General features: G+C 59.5%; 17 protein-coding genes. 5 read left to right on the forward strand and 12 right to left on the reverse strand.

The window, feature by feature from the left end; genetic code table 11:
• Positions 1 to 113: 113 nt before the first annotated feature.
• Together ACM6JQ_RS25945 and ACM6JQ_RS25950 are read left to right on the forward strand one after the other, a co-directional pair.
• Positions 114 to 2651, forward strand: a complete 2538-nt coding sequence (locus ACM6JQ_RS25945) for a PAS domain-containing sensor histidine kinase (protein WP_095113364.1) — start codon at positions 114 to 116, stop codon at positions 2649 to 2651.
• A 51-nt stretch (positions 2652 to 2702) separates the two neighbouring features.
• Complete coding sequence (locus ACM6JQ_RS25950) at positions 2703 to 2978, forward strand: peptidylprolyl isomerase (protein ID WP_007912322.1); 276 nt, start codon at positions 2703 to 2705, stop codon at positions 2976 to 2978.
• Positions 2979 to 3127: 149 nt separating this feature from the next.
• Here the strand turns inward: ACM6JQ_RS25950 and ACM6JQ_RS25955 are convergent, their stop codons facing one another.
• The 8 genes from ACM6JQ_RS25955 to ACM6JQ_RS25990 all read right to left on the reverse strand — a co-directional run bounded on the left by ACM6JQ_RS25955 (position 3128) and on the right by ACM6JQ_RS25990 (position 9961).
• Positions 3128 to 4063, reverse strand: a complete 936-nt coding sequence (locus ACM6JQ_RS25955; protein ID WP_414894912.1) for a sugar kinase — start codon at positions 4061 to 4063, stop codon at positions 3128 to 3130.
• A 132-nt stretch (positions 4064 to 4195) separates the two neighbouring features.
• On the reverse strand, positions 4196 to 5410 hold the full coding sequence (locus tag ACM6JQ_RS25960; RefSeq protein ID WP_414894913.1) for an amino acid deaminase: 1215 nt from the start codon (positions 5408 to 5410) through the stop codon (positions 4196 to 4198).
• A 39-nt stretch (positions 5411 to 5449) separates the two neighbouring features.
• A complete protein-coding gene (locus ACM6JQ_RS25965) occupies positions 5450 to 6214 on the reverse strand; it encodes an IclR family transcriptional regulator (RefSeq protein ID WP_414894952.1) in 765 nt (254 codons plus the stop codon).
• A gap of 305 nt (positions 6215 to 6519) precedes the next feature.
• Positions 6520 to 6909: a RidA family protein gene (locus ACM6JQ_RS25970; protein ID WP_007912330.1), complete on the reverse strand. Its 390-nt coding sequence runs from the start codon at positions 6907 to 6909 to the stop codon at positions 6520 to 6522.
• A gap of 29 nt (positions 6910 to 6938) precedes the next feature.
• Entirely contained in the window at positions 6939 to 7730 is a 792-nt protein-coding gene (locus ACM6JQ_RS25975; RefSeq protein ID WP_414894914.1) for an amino acid ABC transporter ATP-binding protein, read from the reverse strand.
• Complete coding sequence (locus tag ACM6JQ_RS25980) at positions 7727 to 8389, reverse strand: amino acid ABC transporter permease (protein WP_007912332.1); 663 nt, start codon at positions 8387 to 8389, stop codon at positions 7727 to 7729. Before ACM6JQ_RS25980 ends, ACM6JQ_RS25975 begins: the two co-directional genes overlap by 4 nt.
• Before the next feature lie 9 nt (positions 8390 to 8398).
• Positions 8399 to 9061 carry an amino acid ABC transporter permease gene (locus tag ACM6JQ_RS25985; protein WP_003225455.1) on the reverse strand — a complete coding sequence of 221 codons (663 nt, stop codon included), beginning with the start codon at positions 9059 to 9061 and terminating at the stop codon, positions 8399 to 8401.
• 51 nt (positions 9062 to 9112) lie between these two features.
• Positions 9113 to 9961, reverse strand: coding sequence for a transporter substrate-binding domain-containing protein (locus ACM6JQ_RS25990; protein ID WP_007912334.1), 849 nt, complete (start codon positions 9959 to 9961; stop codon positions 9113 to 9115).
• 424 nt (positions 9962 to 10385) lie between these two features.
• On the opposite strand from ACM6JQ_RS25990, the gene ACM6JQ_RS25995 reads away from it, so the two are divergent.
• The 3 genes from ACM6JQ_RS25995 to ACM6JQ_RS26005 all read left to right on the forward strand — a co-directional run bounded on the left by ACM6JQ_RS25995 (position 10386) and on the right by ACM6JQ_RS26005 (position 11800).
• Positions 10386 to 10790 (forward strand): hypothetical protein, encoded by a 405-nt coding sequence (locus ACM6JQ_RS25995; RefSeq protein WP_414894915.1) that lies wholly within the window; start codon positions 10386 to 10388, stop codon positions 10788 to 10790.
• A gap of 83 nt (positions 10791 to 10873) precedes the next feature.
• Entirely contained in the window at positions 10874 to 11305 is a 432-nt protein-coding gene (locus tag ACM6JQ_RS26000) for a thioredoxin family protein (RefSeq protein WP_414894916.1), read from the forward strand.
• Positions 11306 to 11362: 57 nt separating this feature from the next.
• A complete protein-coding gene (locus ACM6JQ_RS26005; protein ID WP_123375085.1) occupies positions 11363 to 11800 on the forward strand; it encodes a hypothetical protein in 438 nt (145 codons plus the stop codon).
• 255 nt (positions 11801 to 12055) lie between these two features.
• Here the strand turns inward: ACM6JQ_RS26005 and ACM6JQ_RS26010 are convergent, their stop codons facing one another.
• From ACM6JQ_RS26010 to ACM6JQ_RS26025, 4 genes are all read right to left on the reverse strand, one after another.
• On the reverse strand, positions 12056 to 13615 hold the full coding sequence (locus tag ACM6JQ_RS26010; protein ID WP_414894917.1) for a TerC family protein: 1560 nt from the start codon (positions 13613 to 13615) through the stop codon (positions 12056 to 12058).
• Positions 13616 to 13992: 377 nt separating this feature from the next.
• Positions 13993 to 15639, reverse strand: a complete 1647-nt coding sequence (locus tag ACM6JQ_RS26015) for a phospholipase D-like domain-containing protein (RefSeq protein ID WP_414894918.1) — start codon at positions 15637 to 15639, stop codon at positions 13993 to 13995.
• A 175-nt stretch (positions 15640 to 15814) separates the two neighbouring features.
• Positions 15815 to 16498, reverse strand: coding sequence for a vWA domain-containing protein (locus ACM6JQ_RS26020; protein WP_414894953.1), 684 nt, complete (start codon positions 16496 to 16498; stop codon positions 15815 to 15817).
• Positions 16480 to 17481, reverse strand: coding sequence for an ATP-binding protein (locus ACM6JQ_RS26025; protein ID WP_414894919.1), 1002 nt, complete (start codon positions 17479 to 17481; stop codon positions 16480 to 16482). Before ACM6JQ_RS26025 ends, ACM6JQ_RS26020 begins: the two co-directional genes overlap by 19 nt.
• Positions 17482 to 17599 lie beyond the last annotated feature (118 nt).

A 17599-nucleotide genomic window follows, 5' to 3' on the forward strand; every position in this document is an offset into this window, starting at 1 on the left:
GGCAAAAAACACCCGCGAAGCATTCAATGAACAGACAATGAACTACGCCTGGCGCAGATCAACTGCAACAATGATAGACGTCGCCTCACCGAACCACGCTCAGGACTGATGTAATGAATGCTGTACCGAACAACGACGACGCCCAGGCACTGATCGCCCGCACCGACTGGAGCCGCAGCCCTTTGGGCGCTGCCGGCAACTGGCCGCAGAGCCTGCGCACCGCGGTGGACATCGTGATTCACTCGCCGATGCCGATGCTGTTGTTGTGGGGCCCGCAACTCACGCAGATCTACAACAATGGTTTCGCCCTGCTCGCCGGCCACAAGCATCCGCACGCTTTCGGACAGCCTGCGCACCAGATCTGGCCAGAACTTCGCGACTTTACCGACCCGATTTACAGCGCCGTCCTACAAGGCCAGGTTCGCACCTACAGCGAAAGACGCTTCACCCTGCAGCGCGAAGGCCAAGAGTCCGACTTCTGGCTGGATTTGACCTACAGTCCGATCCGCGATGAAACCGCGCAAGTCGCCGGGATTCTGGTCACCGCCATCGAAACCAACGAACGCCGACGCATCGCTCTGGAACTGCAGCGACGCTCCGAGGAAAGCCTCAAGGCTCAACGGGAAACCGAAGAGCGCCTGCAACTGGCGTTGGCCGCAACTGATGCCGTTGGCACCTGGGATTGGGACATCGGTGAAGACCGCTTTATCGCCGACGCGCATTTCGCCCAATTGCATGGCGTCGATCCCAGCCTCGCCGGACAGTTGCCGATCAGCGATTACTTGCAAGGCGTGCACCCTGAAGACCGCGCCATGATTGCGCGCAGCATCAAACACTGCATCACCCACGGCACCGAATACGCTGAGGAATATCGCTTGCAGCAAGGCGATGGCGAGGTGCGCTGGGTGTTCGCCCGCGGGCGTTGCTACAAGGATCACCACGGCAGGCCCATGCGCTTCCTCGGTGCGGCGCTGGACCTGACCGAGCGCAAACACACCGAACAGGCGCTGCGCCAGAGCCAGACCGAACTGCAGTTGATCATCAACGCCATGCCGATCCTGATCAGTTATGTCGACTGTGAAGAGCGCTTTCGCCTGAACAACGCGGCCTATCTGGACTGGTACGGCCTCACGCCACAGGAACTCTACGGCCGCACCATTCGCGAAGTCATCGGTGAAGAAGCCTATTTCCTGCGCCTGCCCTACATTGCCGAAGCGCTGGCCGGCAGACCATGTTCGTTCAGCCTGTACACCCCGCACCGTGATGGCAGTAATCGCCACGCGCTGATGAATTACCTGCCGCGTTACGCCGCCGACGGCGCGATCAGTGGTTTCTATATCTTTGTGATCGATGAGACCGAGCGCAAGAAAACCGAAGAAGCCTTGCGCAATCTCAACGAAACCCTGGAAGAACGGGTCAGCGCCCGTACCGAACAATTGGCCCAGGCCAACCAGCGTTTGCAGAACGAGATGTTCGAACGCGAGCGCGCCGAAGATGCCTTGCGTCACGCGCAGAAGATGGAGGCGGTCGGTCAGCTCACCGGCGGTATCGCCCACGACTTCAATAACATGCTCACCGGCATTATCGGCAGCCTCGATTTGATGCAGCGCTACATCGCCAACGGCCGGGCCGACGAGATTGGTCGTTTTACCGAAGCGGCGGTGTCATCGGCCAACCGTGCGGCAGCATTGACCCATCGCCTGTTGGCATTTTCGCGGCGCCAGTCGCTGGATCGCAAAACCCTGAACGTCAATGAACTGGTGCATTCGCTGGAAGACCTGATCCGTCGGACCAAGGGCGACCCGATCGAACTCACCCTGCGCCTGGCCGAGAACGTGTGGCCGGTCAGCACCGACGTCAGCCAATTGGAAAACGCCCTGCTCAACCTGGTCATCAATGCCCGCGATGCCATGCCCGATGGCGGCGAGTTGTTGATTGAGACGGCCAACGTCTATCTCGACGGCAGCGATATCACCACGCTCGAACCGGTCAAGGCTGGCGATTACCTGATGCTGGCGGTCAGCGACAACGGCACCGGCATGACGCCGTCCGTACGTTCCAAGGCCTTCGATCCGTTTTTCACCACCAAGCCTATTGGTCAAGGCACCGGGCTGGGCCTGTCGATGATTTATGGTTTTGCCCAGCAATCAGGTGGGCATGTCAGCCTCGACAGCCTGCCAGGCCAGGGCACGTGTGTGCGCTTGTACTTGCCGCGGTTGTACGGCATCGAACCGGAACAGCCGGCTATCGTGCCAGTAAAACAAGCGCCGACGACGGCGACCGGTGAAACCGTGGTGGTCGTCGAAGATGACCCGGCGGTGCGCATGCTGGTGCTCGATCTGCTCCGGGAGCTGGGTTATCAGGCCCACGAAGCCGAAGACGCCAAGACCGCCCTGCCCCTGCTCGAATCCGATCTGCGCGTGGACCTGCTGGTCACCGACGTCGGCCTGCCAGGCATGAACGGCCGACAGTTGGCGGAGATTGCCCGTCAGCATCGGCCGGGCCTCAAGGTGCTGTTCATGACCGGCTACGCACAGAAAGCCGCCGAGCGGCAGGGGTTTCTCGAGGACGGCATGGACATGGTCGCCAAACCGTTTGCCATTGAGCTGCTGGCCAGCAAGATCCGCACGATGATCAGCCAAACCCCGTGACTTGAGGCATAATCCGCGCCCCGCCGTCACCCCGTTATCAGGTACCGCACGATGAAAGCCCAAGCCCGCCACATTCTGGTGAAAACCGCCGAAGAGGCCGAACAGCTAAAACAACGCATCGCCAAGGGTGAAGCGTTTGATGTGCTGGCGAAGAAATTTTCGACCTGCCCGTCCGGCAAGCGCGGCGGCGATCTGGGTGAAGTGCGGCCGGGGCAGATGGTCGGGGCGATTGATGCGGTGATTTTCAAGAAACCGCTGCGCACTGTGCATGGGCCGATCAAGAGCAAGTTCGGCTATCACCTGGTGCAGGTGTTTTACCGGGATTAATACTTTCCTCACAGGAGCTGTGTAGGAGCTGTGTAGGAGCTGTCGAGTGAAACGAGGCTGCGATCTTTTGATCTTGATCTTGAAAAACAAGATCAAAAGATCGTCCGATCGCGGCCCGAGCCTTCGCCAGCTCCTACAGGGATTGCATTTCAGGTTCTGGGGATCAGTGCTCCTGGCATCTGGATCACCCGACTTGCCAGCAGATGCCCCGCCTCGGCAGCCTCCGCCGGACTCCCCCCCAGCAGTCGCCTGGCCAGATACGCAGCACTGAACGAATCCCCCGCCGCCGTAGTGTCCACCACTTTCCCGACCTTCTGCGCCGGCACTTCAAATGCCTCACCATCACAGCGAATCAGACACGCCTCGGCGCCGCGCTTGAGCACCACTTCCGGCGTGCCGAACTGCGTGTAAGCGGCAAACACCGCGTCGCCATCGGCGAAACCGAACAGCGCCTGTTCGTCATCCACGGTCAGCAACGCCAGATCAACGTAAGGCAACACGCTGCGATACGCCGTCCGCGCGTCTTCTACAGAAGCCCACAACCGTGGCCGGTAGTTGTTATCGAAGACGATGCGCGCATCACGCTGCCGTGCTTCGATCAAGGTCTGGATCAGTTTTTCCCGGCCGAGCGCACCGAGCACGGCCAGGGTGATGCCGCTGAAATACAGCACATCGTAATCCGGCAACGCCGCGAGAATCGGCGCGGCGGCTGGCGTGGTGAAACAGTCGCGCACGGCGGCCTCGTTGCGCCAGTAGAGAAAGCGCCGTTCGCCGTTGGCGTCAGTCTGAATGCAATACAGGCCCGGCAAGCGACCCGGCAGACGCTGCACCAGACCGAGGCCGATACCTTCGCTGCTCCAGATCTGGCACATGGCGTCGCTGAAGCTGTCATCTCCCAGCGCGGTGACGTAGTCGACCTGGGCCTTGTCGCCCATGGCGCGGGATAGATACACCGCCGTGTTCAGGGTGTCGCCGCCGAAACTTTGCTGCAGGCTGCCGTCGGCACGCTGCTGCAGTTCGATCATGCACTCGCCGATCAGGGCAATGCGCGGGGTGTTCGGGCCCAAGGGGCTTAGGGTGGTCATGTTGTTGTGTCTCTGGTTGATCGCTGGTGTCTGGACGGGCGCTTTCGCGAGCAGGCTCGCTCCCACAATTTGGAATGCATTCCCCTGTGGAAGCGAGCCTGCTCGCGAATGGCCGCGACTCGGTCTCAAGCTTTAGAAGCAAGTCTCCATGCTCTCGATCACTGACAACTGCTCATCCACCAGCAACCCCACACGCCACTTGTCGAACGTCAGGCACGGGTGCGACGTACCAAAGGAAATGATGTCACCCACCCGCAATTCAACGCCCGGAGCCACCGTCATGAACGCGTGCTGATCCATCACCGCCGTGACTTTGCACGCACCGACATCCTCGCCCACTGCCGGCACCACACCCGCCTTGTAACGCAACAACGGCACCGGCAAACCGGCATCGAACGCAACATCACGTTTGCCCAGTGCGATCACCGCGAAGCCCGGCTCGGGCAGCGACTGCACGTGCGCCCAGACTTCCAGCGCCGGGCGCAAGCCCTCGTGCAGATCACTGCGACGATCAAGCACGCAGCACTGCGCTTCCTTGTAAATGCCATGGTCATGGGCCACGTAACTGCCGGGACGCAACACACTGAGGAAACGTCCGGATGCGTTTTGTGCTTCGAACGATTCGGCAATCAGGTCGTACCACGCCGAACCCGAGGCAGTGATGATCGGCTTACCGATAGCGAACGCGCCGCTGTCTTGCAATTGCACCGCCAGGCGCACCAGTGACGCGGCAAATTCACGAATGCCACTGACCGCGTGATCACCGTGAATCACCCCTTCGTAACCTTCAATACCGGTCAGGGCCAGCGCCGGTTGCGCGGTGATCGCCTTGGCCAGTTCGATGACTTCCTGTTCGCTGCGGCAACCGCAACGCCCGCCGACTACGCCGTATTCGATCATCACGTTCAGCTTCACCCCGCGCGTGGCGAAGTAGGCGCCGAGATCCGCGACGTTGTCCGGGTGATCGACCATGCAGTAAAAATCGAACGACGGATCCGCCAGCAGATCGGCAATCAGCGCCATGTTCGGCGTGCCAACCAGTTGGTTAGCCATCAGCACCCGGCGCACACCATGGGCGTAAGCGGCGCGGGTCTGGGTCGCGCTGGCGAGGGTGATGCCCCAGGCACCGGCGTCGAACTGACGCTTGAACAGTGCCGGGGTCATGCTGGTTTTGCCGTGAGGCGCAAGCTGCGCGCCGCTGTCGCTGACAAACTTCTGCATCCAGCGGATGTTGTGCTCCAGCGCTTCGCGGTGCAGCACCAGCGCCGGCAGGCTGACGTCGCGTACCAGTTGCGCGCCGATGGCGGCGTCGCCCTTTTCCACAGCAGTATTGATGGCAGTCGTCATGGTCGAACTCCTCACTTTCGCGGCCGCAGGCAGCCGTGGTTATTCGTTGATGCGCCGGGCGAGACTGTTGGCGCTCTCGATCAGCACCCGGCGATAGTCGTTGTAATTGTTCTTCGCATCGGCCCGCGGGGCGACGATGCACAAGGTGCAAATCGCCACGCCTTGAGAGTCTTTGACCGGCGCGGCGAAGCAGTGGGTAAAGGTGTCGGCGACGCTGTCGAAGGAAAAGAATCCATCGATACCCGCCTGACGGATTTCCGCGAGAAAACGCTCCAGCGGCAGACGTTCGCCATCGGGCAGGATGAAGTCGTCTTCGTCGATCAGGTCGATGATCTGTTGATCGCTCAAGTGCGCGAGCAACAGACGCCCGGAAGCCGTCCACGGGATGGGGGCGTTTTCACCGATGTCGGAGGAAATGCGGAAATGCCGCTCGCCCTCCTTCATCAACGCCACTGTGTATTTACGGCCGTTGAGCAGGCACATCTGCGCGGTTTCATGGGTCTGGCTGACGATCTCCTGCAAGGCGTGATCGGCCTCGCGGCTGAGGTCGAAATGACGCAAATGCGCCTGACCGAGAAAATACAACTGCCGGCCCAGATAGACATGACCGTCCTTGCCCACCGGCTCCAGAATTCGTCGCTCGAGCAGCGACGCGACCAGTTCGTAGACCGTGGATTTCGGGCTGCCGATGCCGTTGGCGATGTCGTTGGGGCGCAGCGGCTGGCCGATCTCCTTGAGGAAATCGAGGATATCGAACGCCCGGTCCAGACCGCGTGCCCGGCGTTTGATGGTGTCTTCGGTCATTTCAGTGGTTCCCATTCAAAGTCGCCGGATGGTAACTGGCCCTTGGTGTTGTGTCAGTTGGATTGCTGCCCTCACCCCCCGCCCTCTCCCTGAGGGAGAGGGAGCCTGACTGTATCGATGCACATGTCATGGTCAGCCGCCAAAATCTGCATCGATGGAGATCAGTCCCCTCTCCCAGAGAGAGCCTGGCCGTATCGATGTAAATGTAAGCGTCATACGCAAAATCCACATCGATACAGATCAGTCCCCTCTCCCTTGGGAGAGGGTTAGGGTGAGGGGTTGCGGCCTAAGCAACACAGCAATTTTCAAGCCTTCTTCTTGTACGCGATGCAGTCGATCTCGACCTTGCAATCGACCATCATGCTCGCCTGCACACAGGCCCGCGCCGGTGCGTGTTCAGGTTTGAAGTACTCGCCGAAAACCTTGTTGAAACTGCTGAAATCACGCGGATCATCCAGCCACACCCCGGCACGCACGACATCTTCCAGGCCATAACCGGCCTCTTCGAGAATCGCGATCAGGTTCTTCATGGTCTGATGGGTCTGCTCGACGATGCCGCCGACAATAATCTCGCCATCCACCGCCGGCACCTGGCCGGACACATGCAGCCAGCCATCCGCTTCAACGGCGCGAGCGAAGGGACGTGGCTGGCCGCCAGCGGCGGTGCTGCCGGTGCCGTAACGCGTAATGCTCATGGGTGCTTCTCCTGATTACAAAACGAAAGTTAAAACCGCGTGCTCTTGAGAAACTCAGCCAGACGCGGCGATTGCGGGCGCTCGAACAGTTCCTTGGGAGGCCCCTGCTCTTCGATCCGCCCCTGATTCATGAAAACGATTTTGTCCGAGACCTCGAAGGCGAAACGCATCTCGTGGGTCACCAGCAGCATGGTCATGCCGTCTTCGGCCAGGCCCTTGATCACGTTGAGCACTTCGCCGACCAACTCAGGGTCGAGGGCCGAAGTGACTTCGTCGAACAGCATCAAACTCGGGTTCATCGCAATCGCCCGGGCAATCGCCACGCGCTGTTGCTGACCGCCGGACAACTGACCGGGAAAGTGATTGCGCCGCTCCAGCAAGCCGACGCGCTCCAGCCACTTTTCCGCGAGGACGACGGCTTCGTCCTTGTGCATTTTCTTCACCTTGAGCAAGCCCAGGGTGACGTTCTGCAACGCGGTCAAATGCGGGAACAGGTTGAACTGCTGGAACGCCATGCCGGTCATCGCACGATGGCGGGCGATGACTTTTTCGGCATGCCGCACTCGCTTGCCGTTGACCTCTTCATAGCCGATGGATTCGCCGTCGAGCAGGATCTGTCCGCCCTGGAATTCTTCGAGCATGTTCACGCAACGCAGCAGCGTGGTTTTACCCGAACCGCTGGAACCGATCAGCGTCACCACGTTGCCGCGCTGCATGCTCAGATCGACACCTTTGAGCACTTCTACTGCGCCGTAATGTTTGTGCAGGCCACGGATGTCCAGCAACGCCTGATTCTGTGGAGAAACTTGAGCTTGAGTCATGGCAGGGCCACCCGCTTTTCAATGTGCCGGCCGAGTAATTCGATGCCGTAGTTGATGACGAAGAACAGAAAACCGGCGAACAGATAAAACTCCAGGGTCATGAAGTTCCGGGCGATGATCTGTTGCGTGCTGAGCAGCAATTCGGCCACGCCGATCACCGAGAGCAAGGTCGAAGCCTTGACGATTTCGGTGGACGAGTTGACCCAGGTCGGCAGGATCTGCCGCAGTGCCTGGGGTAACAGCACATAACCGAGGGATTGATAAAATGTCAGGCCGATGGCTTTGCTCGCCTCCATCTGCCCGCGCGGCAAGGCTTGCAGCGCACCCCGCACGATTTCAGCGACGTGGGAGCCGCAGAACAGCGTCAGCCCCAAGGCCCCGGCCTGAAATGCGCTGATCTGCCAGCCGAGTGCCGGCGCCATATAGAAGCAGGCCAGTACCAGCACAAACACCGGCGTGCCGCGAATCAGATCGACGTAAAACCGAAACGGTGCGCGCATCCAGAACTTGCCGTACGTCAGCACCAACCCGGTAATAACGCCGAGCATCGTGCCGAGCAGAATCGCCAGCGCCGACACTTGCACGCTGGTCAAAAAACCCTGCCACAGTGGCTCGCGTGCGACCCACAACTCATGTAACCAACTGGGCGATTCGTACATCGCAGCCTCCTATCGGCGGATCGCCAGACGCTGCTCGAGGTAGCGCAGCAGCATGGCAATGAGGTAACAGGCCGCGACATACAACGCCGTGGTCACCAGCCAGGTTTCAATCACCCGGTAGCTCTCGACGTTGATCTTGCGCGCGTAATAGGTCAGCTCCGGCACCGCGATCGCGGCAGCCAGCGAGGTGTCCTTGAACAGCGAAATGAAGTTGTTCGACAGCGCCGGCAAGACGTTGCGCAACATCACCGGCACGGTGACGTAGGCCTTGACCTGCCACTCGCCGAGCCCTATCGCCAGCCCTGCTTCGCGCTGGCCCTTGGGAATACTCAGCAAGCCGCCACGGAACACTTCGGTCAGGTACGCCCCGGCATACAACGACAGCGTGATGATGAACGAGGGAATCTTGTCCAGACGAATGCCCAGGCTTGGCAGCGCAAAGTAGATCAACAGAATCAACACCAGAATCGGCGTGTTACGCACCACCGTGACGTACACCGAAGCCAGCACCCGCAAGGCGCGATGCTTCGACAGCAAGGCAAACGCCATCAGCAGGCCGATCACGCAGCCGATGGCGATCGACACCAGCGCCAGTTCGAGGCCCAGACCGAGCCCCGCCAGCAAGGTGTCGAAATCGCGCCAGACGGCGGCAAAGTTCAACTGATAGTTCATGGTCAGCAGTACCTTGAGCGGGGCGACTTCAATCGCCCCACTCTCACGGGATCATTTGAATTCGACTGGGAAACCAATTGCTGGCGAAGGCAGATCTACACCGAACCATTGCTTGAACGACGCCGCATAAGTCGGGAATTCAACGCCGGTCATGGCTTCATGCAGCGCGGTGTTGACGAAGTTCAGCCAGTCCTGATCGCCGCGTTTCACCGCGCACGCATAGGTTTGCGGGCTCCACGCATAGCTTGGGCTGCGGTAGCGGCCAGGGTTCTGCACCATCAGGTATTTGACCGAGGACTGGTCGGTGGCGGCGGCATCGGCGCGGCCGGAGTTCACCGCCTGATACATCAGGTCGACGCTGTCGTACTGATCGACCTTGGCTTTCGGCAATGCCTGATGCACCAGTTCTTCGGCATAGACGTTTTGCAGCACCGCCACGGTGACGCTGTCGCCGGCGGCCTGCAGGTCTTCAATTTCCTTGTACTTGCTGTTATTCGGCAGCAACAGGCCGACGCCTTCGCGGTAGTACGGCAGGGTGAACGCCACTTGTTGCGCGCGGCTGGCGGTAACGGTGATGAACTGGCAGCTCATGTCGACCTTGTCGGTGAGCAGATTGGGAATCCGCGCATCGGACGACTGCACCACGAACTCGACTTTGCTCGGATCATTGAACAGACCTTTGGCGACGATCCGCGCGATGTCGATATCAAAGCCCTGCAACTTGCCGTCCGCGCCCTGAAAGTGCCACGGCGCATTGGTGCTGCCGGTGCCCACGATCAATTTGCCACGGGCCAGAACACTGTCGAGTTTGCTGTCAGCTGCCTGGGCCATACCCATGACAGCGGACGAAGCCGCAAGAACAAAAACACACGCTTTGAACAACGAAGGACGGCGATGCATGGCAAGCACTCCAGAATGGTGTTTATTCCGCTATACCGGAACATGGTTTGTTACTACGGAATAGACAGCAGAAAGTGTGCCATAGCTTTGGCAATAAAACCCAGGTCTTCGGAAACATTAATCGGTTCAACAAGTTAGCCCGCGGATCTGCGCGCGACCATTGCCAATAGAGGTTTGAACTTCGCTACTGAGGGCAACCGATTGGGAAGTAACGTCACATCCAAGGGCATGTGCGCGACCGATTGATGCACAGATAAAGCATTGAATCGGACTTGGAAAATGGCTTGAGCGCGAGTGACCGCTCATCGGATTTCCGGCTCGACCTGTCAGAGTTGACAGTTGTTGACCGGTGAATTGATAGGCCTACTGGTCCGGACCGAACGGGTCAGGAACCGAACTTAAAATCTCAATAAGGACTTTTGAAATGGCCAATCTGATTAAAAATGGTGATTTTGCGAATCAGGGCGATCACTGGACAGCAACAACCCCGAATAACGTCAGTTACGTAAATGGTCACTGCATAATCGCGACTCCTGACTCCATCAGTCAGGACATTCTCCTGGGCAGCGAGGGCGGTGGCAAATTCATGATCTCGGCAAGAATGAAAACACTGCCTGGCTATGCTGGCCGCGTCACTGTGCAACCACATCCGACAGGCAACCCGGTTGAACTTGACGTTTCAGGAGGTCAAAACTGGACGATCAAGTTCAAAGAGTTCGAAGCACCTCTTGCGACACTCAAATTCACGGTGAAGGTAGAGTCCAATGACGGTACGTTTCATGAACTTGGCTCTTATTTCAGCGATTTAACGCTATCCAAGTTGCTCTGAGCCAGTACTCTTGAAAGCGAGCTTTCATCTCGTGACGGCTCGCTTTTTCCGTGAGCCACTGCATTCCGAAAAGGGAGTTTCCAATGGACTCGACAACCCCTTTCGCAGCCTTGCCGGCCACCTATCGAAAAACGCTGAAAACCTGGCGCCCGGTGATTCTGTATTTCGCCAACGAACATTGCCCCGCCTGCGAGTGGGCCGGGCCGATTTTTCGCCAGACGGCCGAGCCATACCGGCATCGCGCCAATATCTACATGCTCAATACCAGCGAAACTGCCCGTCATCCGCTGGTAACCGGTACGCCCACCGTACTGTTCTACAAGAACGGCAGGCTGGTGAAAAAACTCAAAGGCATCGGCACGGAAGAAACCCTCGCACGGGATTTCGCCGAGCACATCGGCAAGACCAAAGCGCCCGTTGCCGTCCGTAAAAAAACGCATGATCTGCCCTGGCTGCGTCAGACACTTCGTACTCTGTGCACCGTTGCACGTGCGCACCTGCGGAGTCAGTGCTGAACAGGCTGAAGGTTCCGAAGCCGGGTTAACCAAAAAGTCGCAGGGAGGGATAAGGACATGACGAATTTGATCAGGAATGGCGAGTTCTACGAAGGCGAGAAAGACTGGTCAGTGAGCCATCCAGATCAGGTGAAATTCAACGAGGATGACTGCAAGATCACTTCACCCGGATACATCAGTCAGGACGTCATTTTCCAATCTGAAGCCGAAGAATATGCGCTGTCCGCCAGAATCAAGACTGCATCCGGCTCCACGGCTCGCGTGATATTGACGCTACATCCTGCTGGCGACGAACTTGAGTTGGCGCTGACAGACGATCCAAACTGGCAAGTGCGAACCGACTGGATCCTCGCGCCAGCCGGCACGACCGGCGCCACAGTCAGACTCCAGACAGACGGAGCAAACAGCGTCGCCGCCGCGCAATTTGGCAGTCTGGTGCTACTGAGTCTGGAGACTAGAGAACCGAAAAACACCCTTGAGCGAATCGTGGTGTAGTGGAGATCCCTGTTCGGTGTCAGGGGATAAATCCAGCTTCCTGTTCTCTTGTTTGAAGCGCACTCATTCGAGCAGTGACGTCGGAAGCCGGAAGTAAAAACGCCCAAGGAACAGCAAGGCAGTGGTACGTCAGGATGAACAATGGATCAACCCAAGCATTCGCGAGCAGGCTCACTCCCACATTTGAAACGCATTCCAATGTGGGAGCGAGCTTGCTCGCGAAGTGGCCGGCACGTTTCGTAGAGAACTCAAGGATTACGCTGGCGCGCGCTCCAAAAGCACCCGCGTCACCCGCCGCTCTTCCACCGCTTTGACCGTCATGTGCCAGCCTTCAAGTTCCAGACGATCACCAATGACCGGGAGACGATCAAGAAGGCTCATCACCAACCCGGCCATGGTCTGATAGTCCTCGGTCGGCTTGGCGCCAAACCCGGTGCGTTGGCGCACCCGCGCCAGGTTCAACGCACCGCTGACCATAAACCCACCCTGCTCCTCGACCACGTCAGGGCCTTCGATTTCGCTGGCATCGGGCAACTCACCGGCAATCGATTCGAGAATGTCGGTCATGGTCAATACGCCGACAAAGTCGCCAAACTCGTTGACCACGAAGGCAATGTGCGTCGACGCAGCGCGCATCTGCTCCAGTGCGTTGAGGATCGAGTAACTGTCGAGCAAATTGATGGTCTTGCGCGCCAGGTGTTCCAGGTTCGGCTCGGTGCCGGCCAGGTATTCCTTGAGCAGTTCCTTCTTGTGCACGAAGCCCAACGGCTCATCCACCGCACCGTTGCGAATCAACGGCAGACGCGAATAGGACGAGTGCATCAAGCGGGTTCGAATCGCCTCGCGGTCATCGGCCAGATCAATCGTGTCGACATCGGCGCGCACGGTCATCAGCCCGCGAATCGGCCGCTCGGCCAGTTGCAGCACACCGCTGATCATCACCCGTTCACGACGATCGAACAGTTCGGTACTTGGCGCGTCACCGTCGTCGAGCAGGTCGGAGAGTTCCTCGCCGACCTCTTCCACCGCCAGTTTGCGCCCGCCTAGCAAACGCATGACCGCGTGAGCCGTGCGCTCGCGTATCGGCCGTAAACCCTGCATCGAGCGCTTGCGGCGTGCCCGGGCGATCTGGTTGAACACCTCGATCAGAATCGAGAAACCGATGGCGGCGTACAGATAACCTTTCGGAATGTGGAAGCCCAGACCTTCGGCGGTCAGGGCGAAACCGATCATCATCAGGAAGCCCAGACACAGCATGATCACCGTCGGGTGCGCGTTGACGAAGCGCGTCAGCGGCTTGCTGGCGACAATCATCAAGCCAATCGAGATGATCACCGCGATCATCATCACCGCCAGTTCATCGACCATGCCCACGGCGGTGATCACCGCATCGAGGGAGAACACTGCATCGAGCACCACAATCTGCGCGACGATCGGCCAGAACAAGGCATAAGCGGCGTTGGTCGTGCGCTCACCGATGTGGCCTTCAAGGCGCTCGTGCAATTCCATGGTGGCCTTGAACAGCAGGAACACACCACCGAACAGCATGATCAGGTCGCGGCCGGAGAAGCTCTTGTCGAACACCTCGAACAACGGCTGCGTGAGGGTGACCAGCCAGGAAATACTCGCCAACAGGCCAAGACGCATGATCAGCGCCAGCGACAGGCCGATAATCCGTGCACGATCACGTTGATGCGGCGGCAATTTATCCGCGAGGATTGCGATGAACACCAGGTTGTCGATACCCAGCACCAGTTCCAGCACGATCAAAGTCAACAAGCCTAACCAGGCCGTGGGATCCGCTAACCATTCCATAAAACGTCTCTATCTCTCTCGATTGATTCAGGCTGCCGGACACGGCAAAGCGCAACGCAAAGGCTCTGGGGCCGCGTTAGCAACGATAGTCGGGTGTCGGAAAACTGGATGCTGCGAGTGCGTCAAGACCGCGCCATGGCGCGAGGGGAAGCTGAAACTGGGAGGCTCCGAGAGGGTGTTCATGTAGATCCTGAATGAAAAGTGGCCTTGGAGCGTACAGGCTTTGGGAACATTTCCTACAGCGGCAAATCATTTCAAAATCTGTAATCCGCCCCGAATACCTCTGTAGGAGCTGCCGCAGGCTGCGATCTTTTGATTTTGATTCTTAAAAACAAGATCAAAAGATCGCAGCCTTCGGCAGCTCCTACAGTACGGTGTCAGCGTCCGGCAAAACGCAATCGCGACAACTGCCGCAAATCCCCCTCGACGTAGTAATCGTTGGTCCAGCGATCATCCACGGCCAACGGACTCACCTGCTTCAACGCCAGCTTCTTCGCGAAATAGCGAAACCGGTAATGCTCGTAAAATCGCAGCAGTTCCAGCCCGTAACGATCCGCCAGATCGGTATCGCCGCGAATGATCAGGTAATTTTCATCGTTGCCATTGCTGGCCGAAGCACTGAGGTTGTGGCTGCCGCTGATGATCGTCGGCGAGTCGCTGGTGAAATCGGTGACCACCGCTTTGGTGTGCACCAGCAGATTGCCTTTCTGACCTTTCATGTTCTCGCGCAGCCAGCCTTCCAGGCCGGTATTGAGCAAAGCGGTGGCGGCGAATTCGGCGCTGCGGTCGGCGTGAAACCCGGTGATGCGGCTGGCGGTGTTTTGCAGGCCATAACGCAAAATGTCGTCGTGGGGCTGTCCAAGCAAGGCATTAAGGATCGCGTCCGGCAGCGAAAACGCGGTGACGAACAGCACGTCCTTTTTTGCCGCGCTGATGATGTTCTCGAACGCCTGCAGGTCAGCCCCGCCGGTACGCGGTGAAAACCCGGTAAATAACGGCTGCTGCGGATTCATCGGATTGTGTTCGGTGATCCAGTCACGGGTTGCACCGACGTCGTCCGGCTGCACCCAGATCTGCTCGAACGTCTGCTGATAACTCGCGGCGATCGATTCATCGTCCAGCACATGCACCACGTTGGCCTGCCGGTAGACCCCGTTGGCGGTGAAATTAGTGCTGCCACACAGAACCGCTTCAGGGTGATGCTCACCACTGACACCGACGCGACTGAGGACCATGAATTTGTTGTGAAAGATGTTATGGGTCACTCGCCCGCGTTTGCTCGCCGCAGGCAGTGCCGCCAGACTCGCTTCGTTGATTGTGGTGTCTTCATCGTCCGGCCGGGCGTGGTAGAGCACCCGCACCTTCACGCCCCGCGCGAACGCCGCGTTCACCGCTACGACGATCGCCTGCAATTGATATTCGTAGATGGCAATGTCCAGCGCCCATTGGTCATCGACGGCACGCTCGATAAAACCCAGCAAGCGCCCGAGCAAACCGTTTTCCAGCCACTGACGGGCCGCATCGGGCCAGGCTTCGATGGGCATGTTTTTATTGGCGCTGATCTGCGCGTCGAGATCGGGAAACTTGCGCTGGAACGCCTGACTGGCAGCAACGGCTCGATTGAAATTCACGCTTTGGTTGCTCGGCTGGCCGTCATCGGAAGTGATCGTCAGCTCCAGCGACTCGCCCAACTGCACGGCATCGGCCGTGCCGTAGGCCAGATGCACGCGATAGTGGAGGGTCATGCCCGGATTGACCGCGTAATCCGCCCAGCGAAATTTCTGCAGCGGCGCGGTATCGCTTGGTGTCGCGTGGAACTGGGGAAAGGTGTGAGCCTTATTCGGGAAGGTCAGGCTGTTGAACAGGAACAACCAGGGTTTGGCGCCCTGCTGCTTTTCGATGGCAAATCCCAGCAGGCCTTTGCGCCGGGGTTCGGCCAGATCCATGGCCAGCAGCACGCCGTTGGTGCCGGCGTAGGCTTTGACGCGGAAGTCGTCTTGAGGGTTTTTGACCAGAACGCGCATCGCTCACTCCTTGTGATTGGGCTGGGTGCAGCATAGAGCAGTGATGCGGGTTTTGGTGTTCCTGATCGGGTACCGAGTCGATGCCTTCGCGAGCAGGCTCGCTGCCATATTCGAACGCATTCCAAATGTAGGAGTGAGCCTGCTCGCGATGGGGCCCGACCAGACACGGAAAATATCAGAGGGAAATCAGTTCATCGATATGTCGATACTCAGACCCCAACGACTCGGCCAGATCCCGCGCCCGCCCCAACCGGATCGGCCCACGCTCGATATCGATCAACAACCCCGGACACGCCAGCGCCGCTAGTCCCGACCACTTTTTTAAACGCCCATCGGTCACCACCAGCAGGCGTTGCTGCTCGGCGGGAAAACGCTTGCGCCGCACCGCCAGCCATTGCTCCGCCTGCCCCAGCGCCGCCAGCAACGGTGTGCCGCCGCCAGCGCCCAACGCCTCCAGCCAGCTATGCAAACCGCTGGAGGCCTTCAACCCTTGCACCTGCCATTTCGGCGCCGAGCCGCTGGCCGTCAACAAGGCCAGGCGCGCCCGTTGGCGATAGGCGTCATCGAACAGTTGCGCGAGCAGGCCTTTGGCATCGCTCAAGGCCTGATGACGCCGCGTCGAGGCGGAGGCATCGACGATCACCAGCCACAGCTCATGCGGCGAGCGTGTGCGCAGTTGAAACAGCAGATCTTCACGAACCCGAGGACGCCCCTGGAGCAACGTGCCCGGCCAGTTCACCGTACCGCTGCGGGCCGTATGGCGCTTGCCCTGACGTCCGTTGTCCAGCCGTCCGGCGCGGGGTCTGGCATTCGCCCCCGCATCGGATCGGGGACGAATGCCTAAGGCTTTTTTGGCCAGCTCGGCACTTCGCGGCGGGCGCCGGTGGCGAGCGCCGGCGCCGGCATGTCACCCCACTGGCCCTGCCCTTCGCTCGGTGATGCCTGAGTCTCGGCCGGCGCCTGAGCCGGTTGTTGCGGACTCGATGGCGCTTGCTCACGGCGCCGATGGCGCAGGGCAAACTCGGCCACGGCGTCGATGTCTTCCTCGCCAATCACCGCAGCCCCGCGCCATGCCGCGTGAGCACGAGCGGCGCGTAACCAGACCAGGTCGGCACGCAGTCCATCGACGCCGGCAGCAAAGCAACGCTCGGTGATCTGCGCCAGTGCGGCATCGTCCAGCGCAATATTGGCCAAGGCAGCGCGAGCATTTTCGCAACGCACACGCAGGGCTTGTTGCTCAGCTTCCCACTGCGTGCAGAACGCTTGCGGGTCGCTGTCGAAATCCAGACGCCGGCGGATGATCTGCCCGCGCTCGGTCGGCGCCGTGTGGCCACTGAGGGCAACGTTCAGGCCGAAGCGGTCAAGCAGTTGCGGACGCAACTCGCCCTCTTCCGGGTTCATCGTGCCGATCAGCACGAACTTCGCCGAATGCCGATGGGAGATGCCGTCGCGTTCGATCAGGTTGGTGCCGCTGGCGGCAACGTCGAGCAGCAGATCCACCAGATGATCCGGCAGCAGATTGACTTCATCGACGTAGAGCACGCCGCCGTCAGCCTTGGCCAGTACGCCCGGCGAAAACTGCGCTCGCCCCTCGCTGAGGGCGGCGTCGAGGTCGAGGGTGCCGACCAGGCGTCCTTCAGTCGCACCCAGCGGCAAGGTGACAAATTGACCGCTGGCGAGCAGATCCGCCAAGCCTCGGGCCAGGGTGGATTTGGCCATGCCGCGCGGGCCTTCGATCAGCACGCCGCCGATTTTCGGGTCGATGGCGGTGAGGCACAGGGCGAGTTTCAAGTCATCGGCACCGACCACGGCGGAGAGCGGGAAATGCGGGGTGTCGGTCATTTGGGTTTTCTCTGTCGTGGTCGTGGATGTACTTGGCATTGTGGGGTGTCAGTCGGGGTGGCCCTCACCCTAGCCCTCTCCCGGAGGGAGAGGGAACTGACCGAGGTGTTCTTTCAAG

The sequence above is a fragment of the Pseudomonas sp. IT-232MI5 genome (assembly GCF_949767845.1).
Taxonomy (GTDB): domain Bacteria; phylum Pseudomonadota; class Gammaproteobacteria; order Pseudomonadales; family Pseudomonadaceae; genus Aquipseudomonas.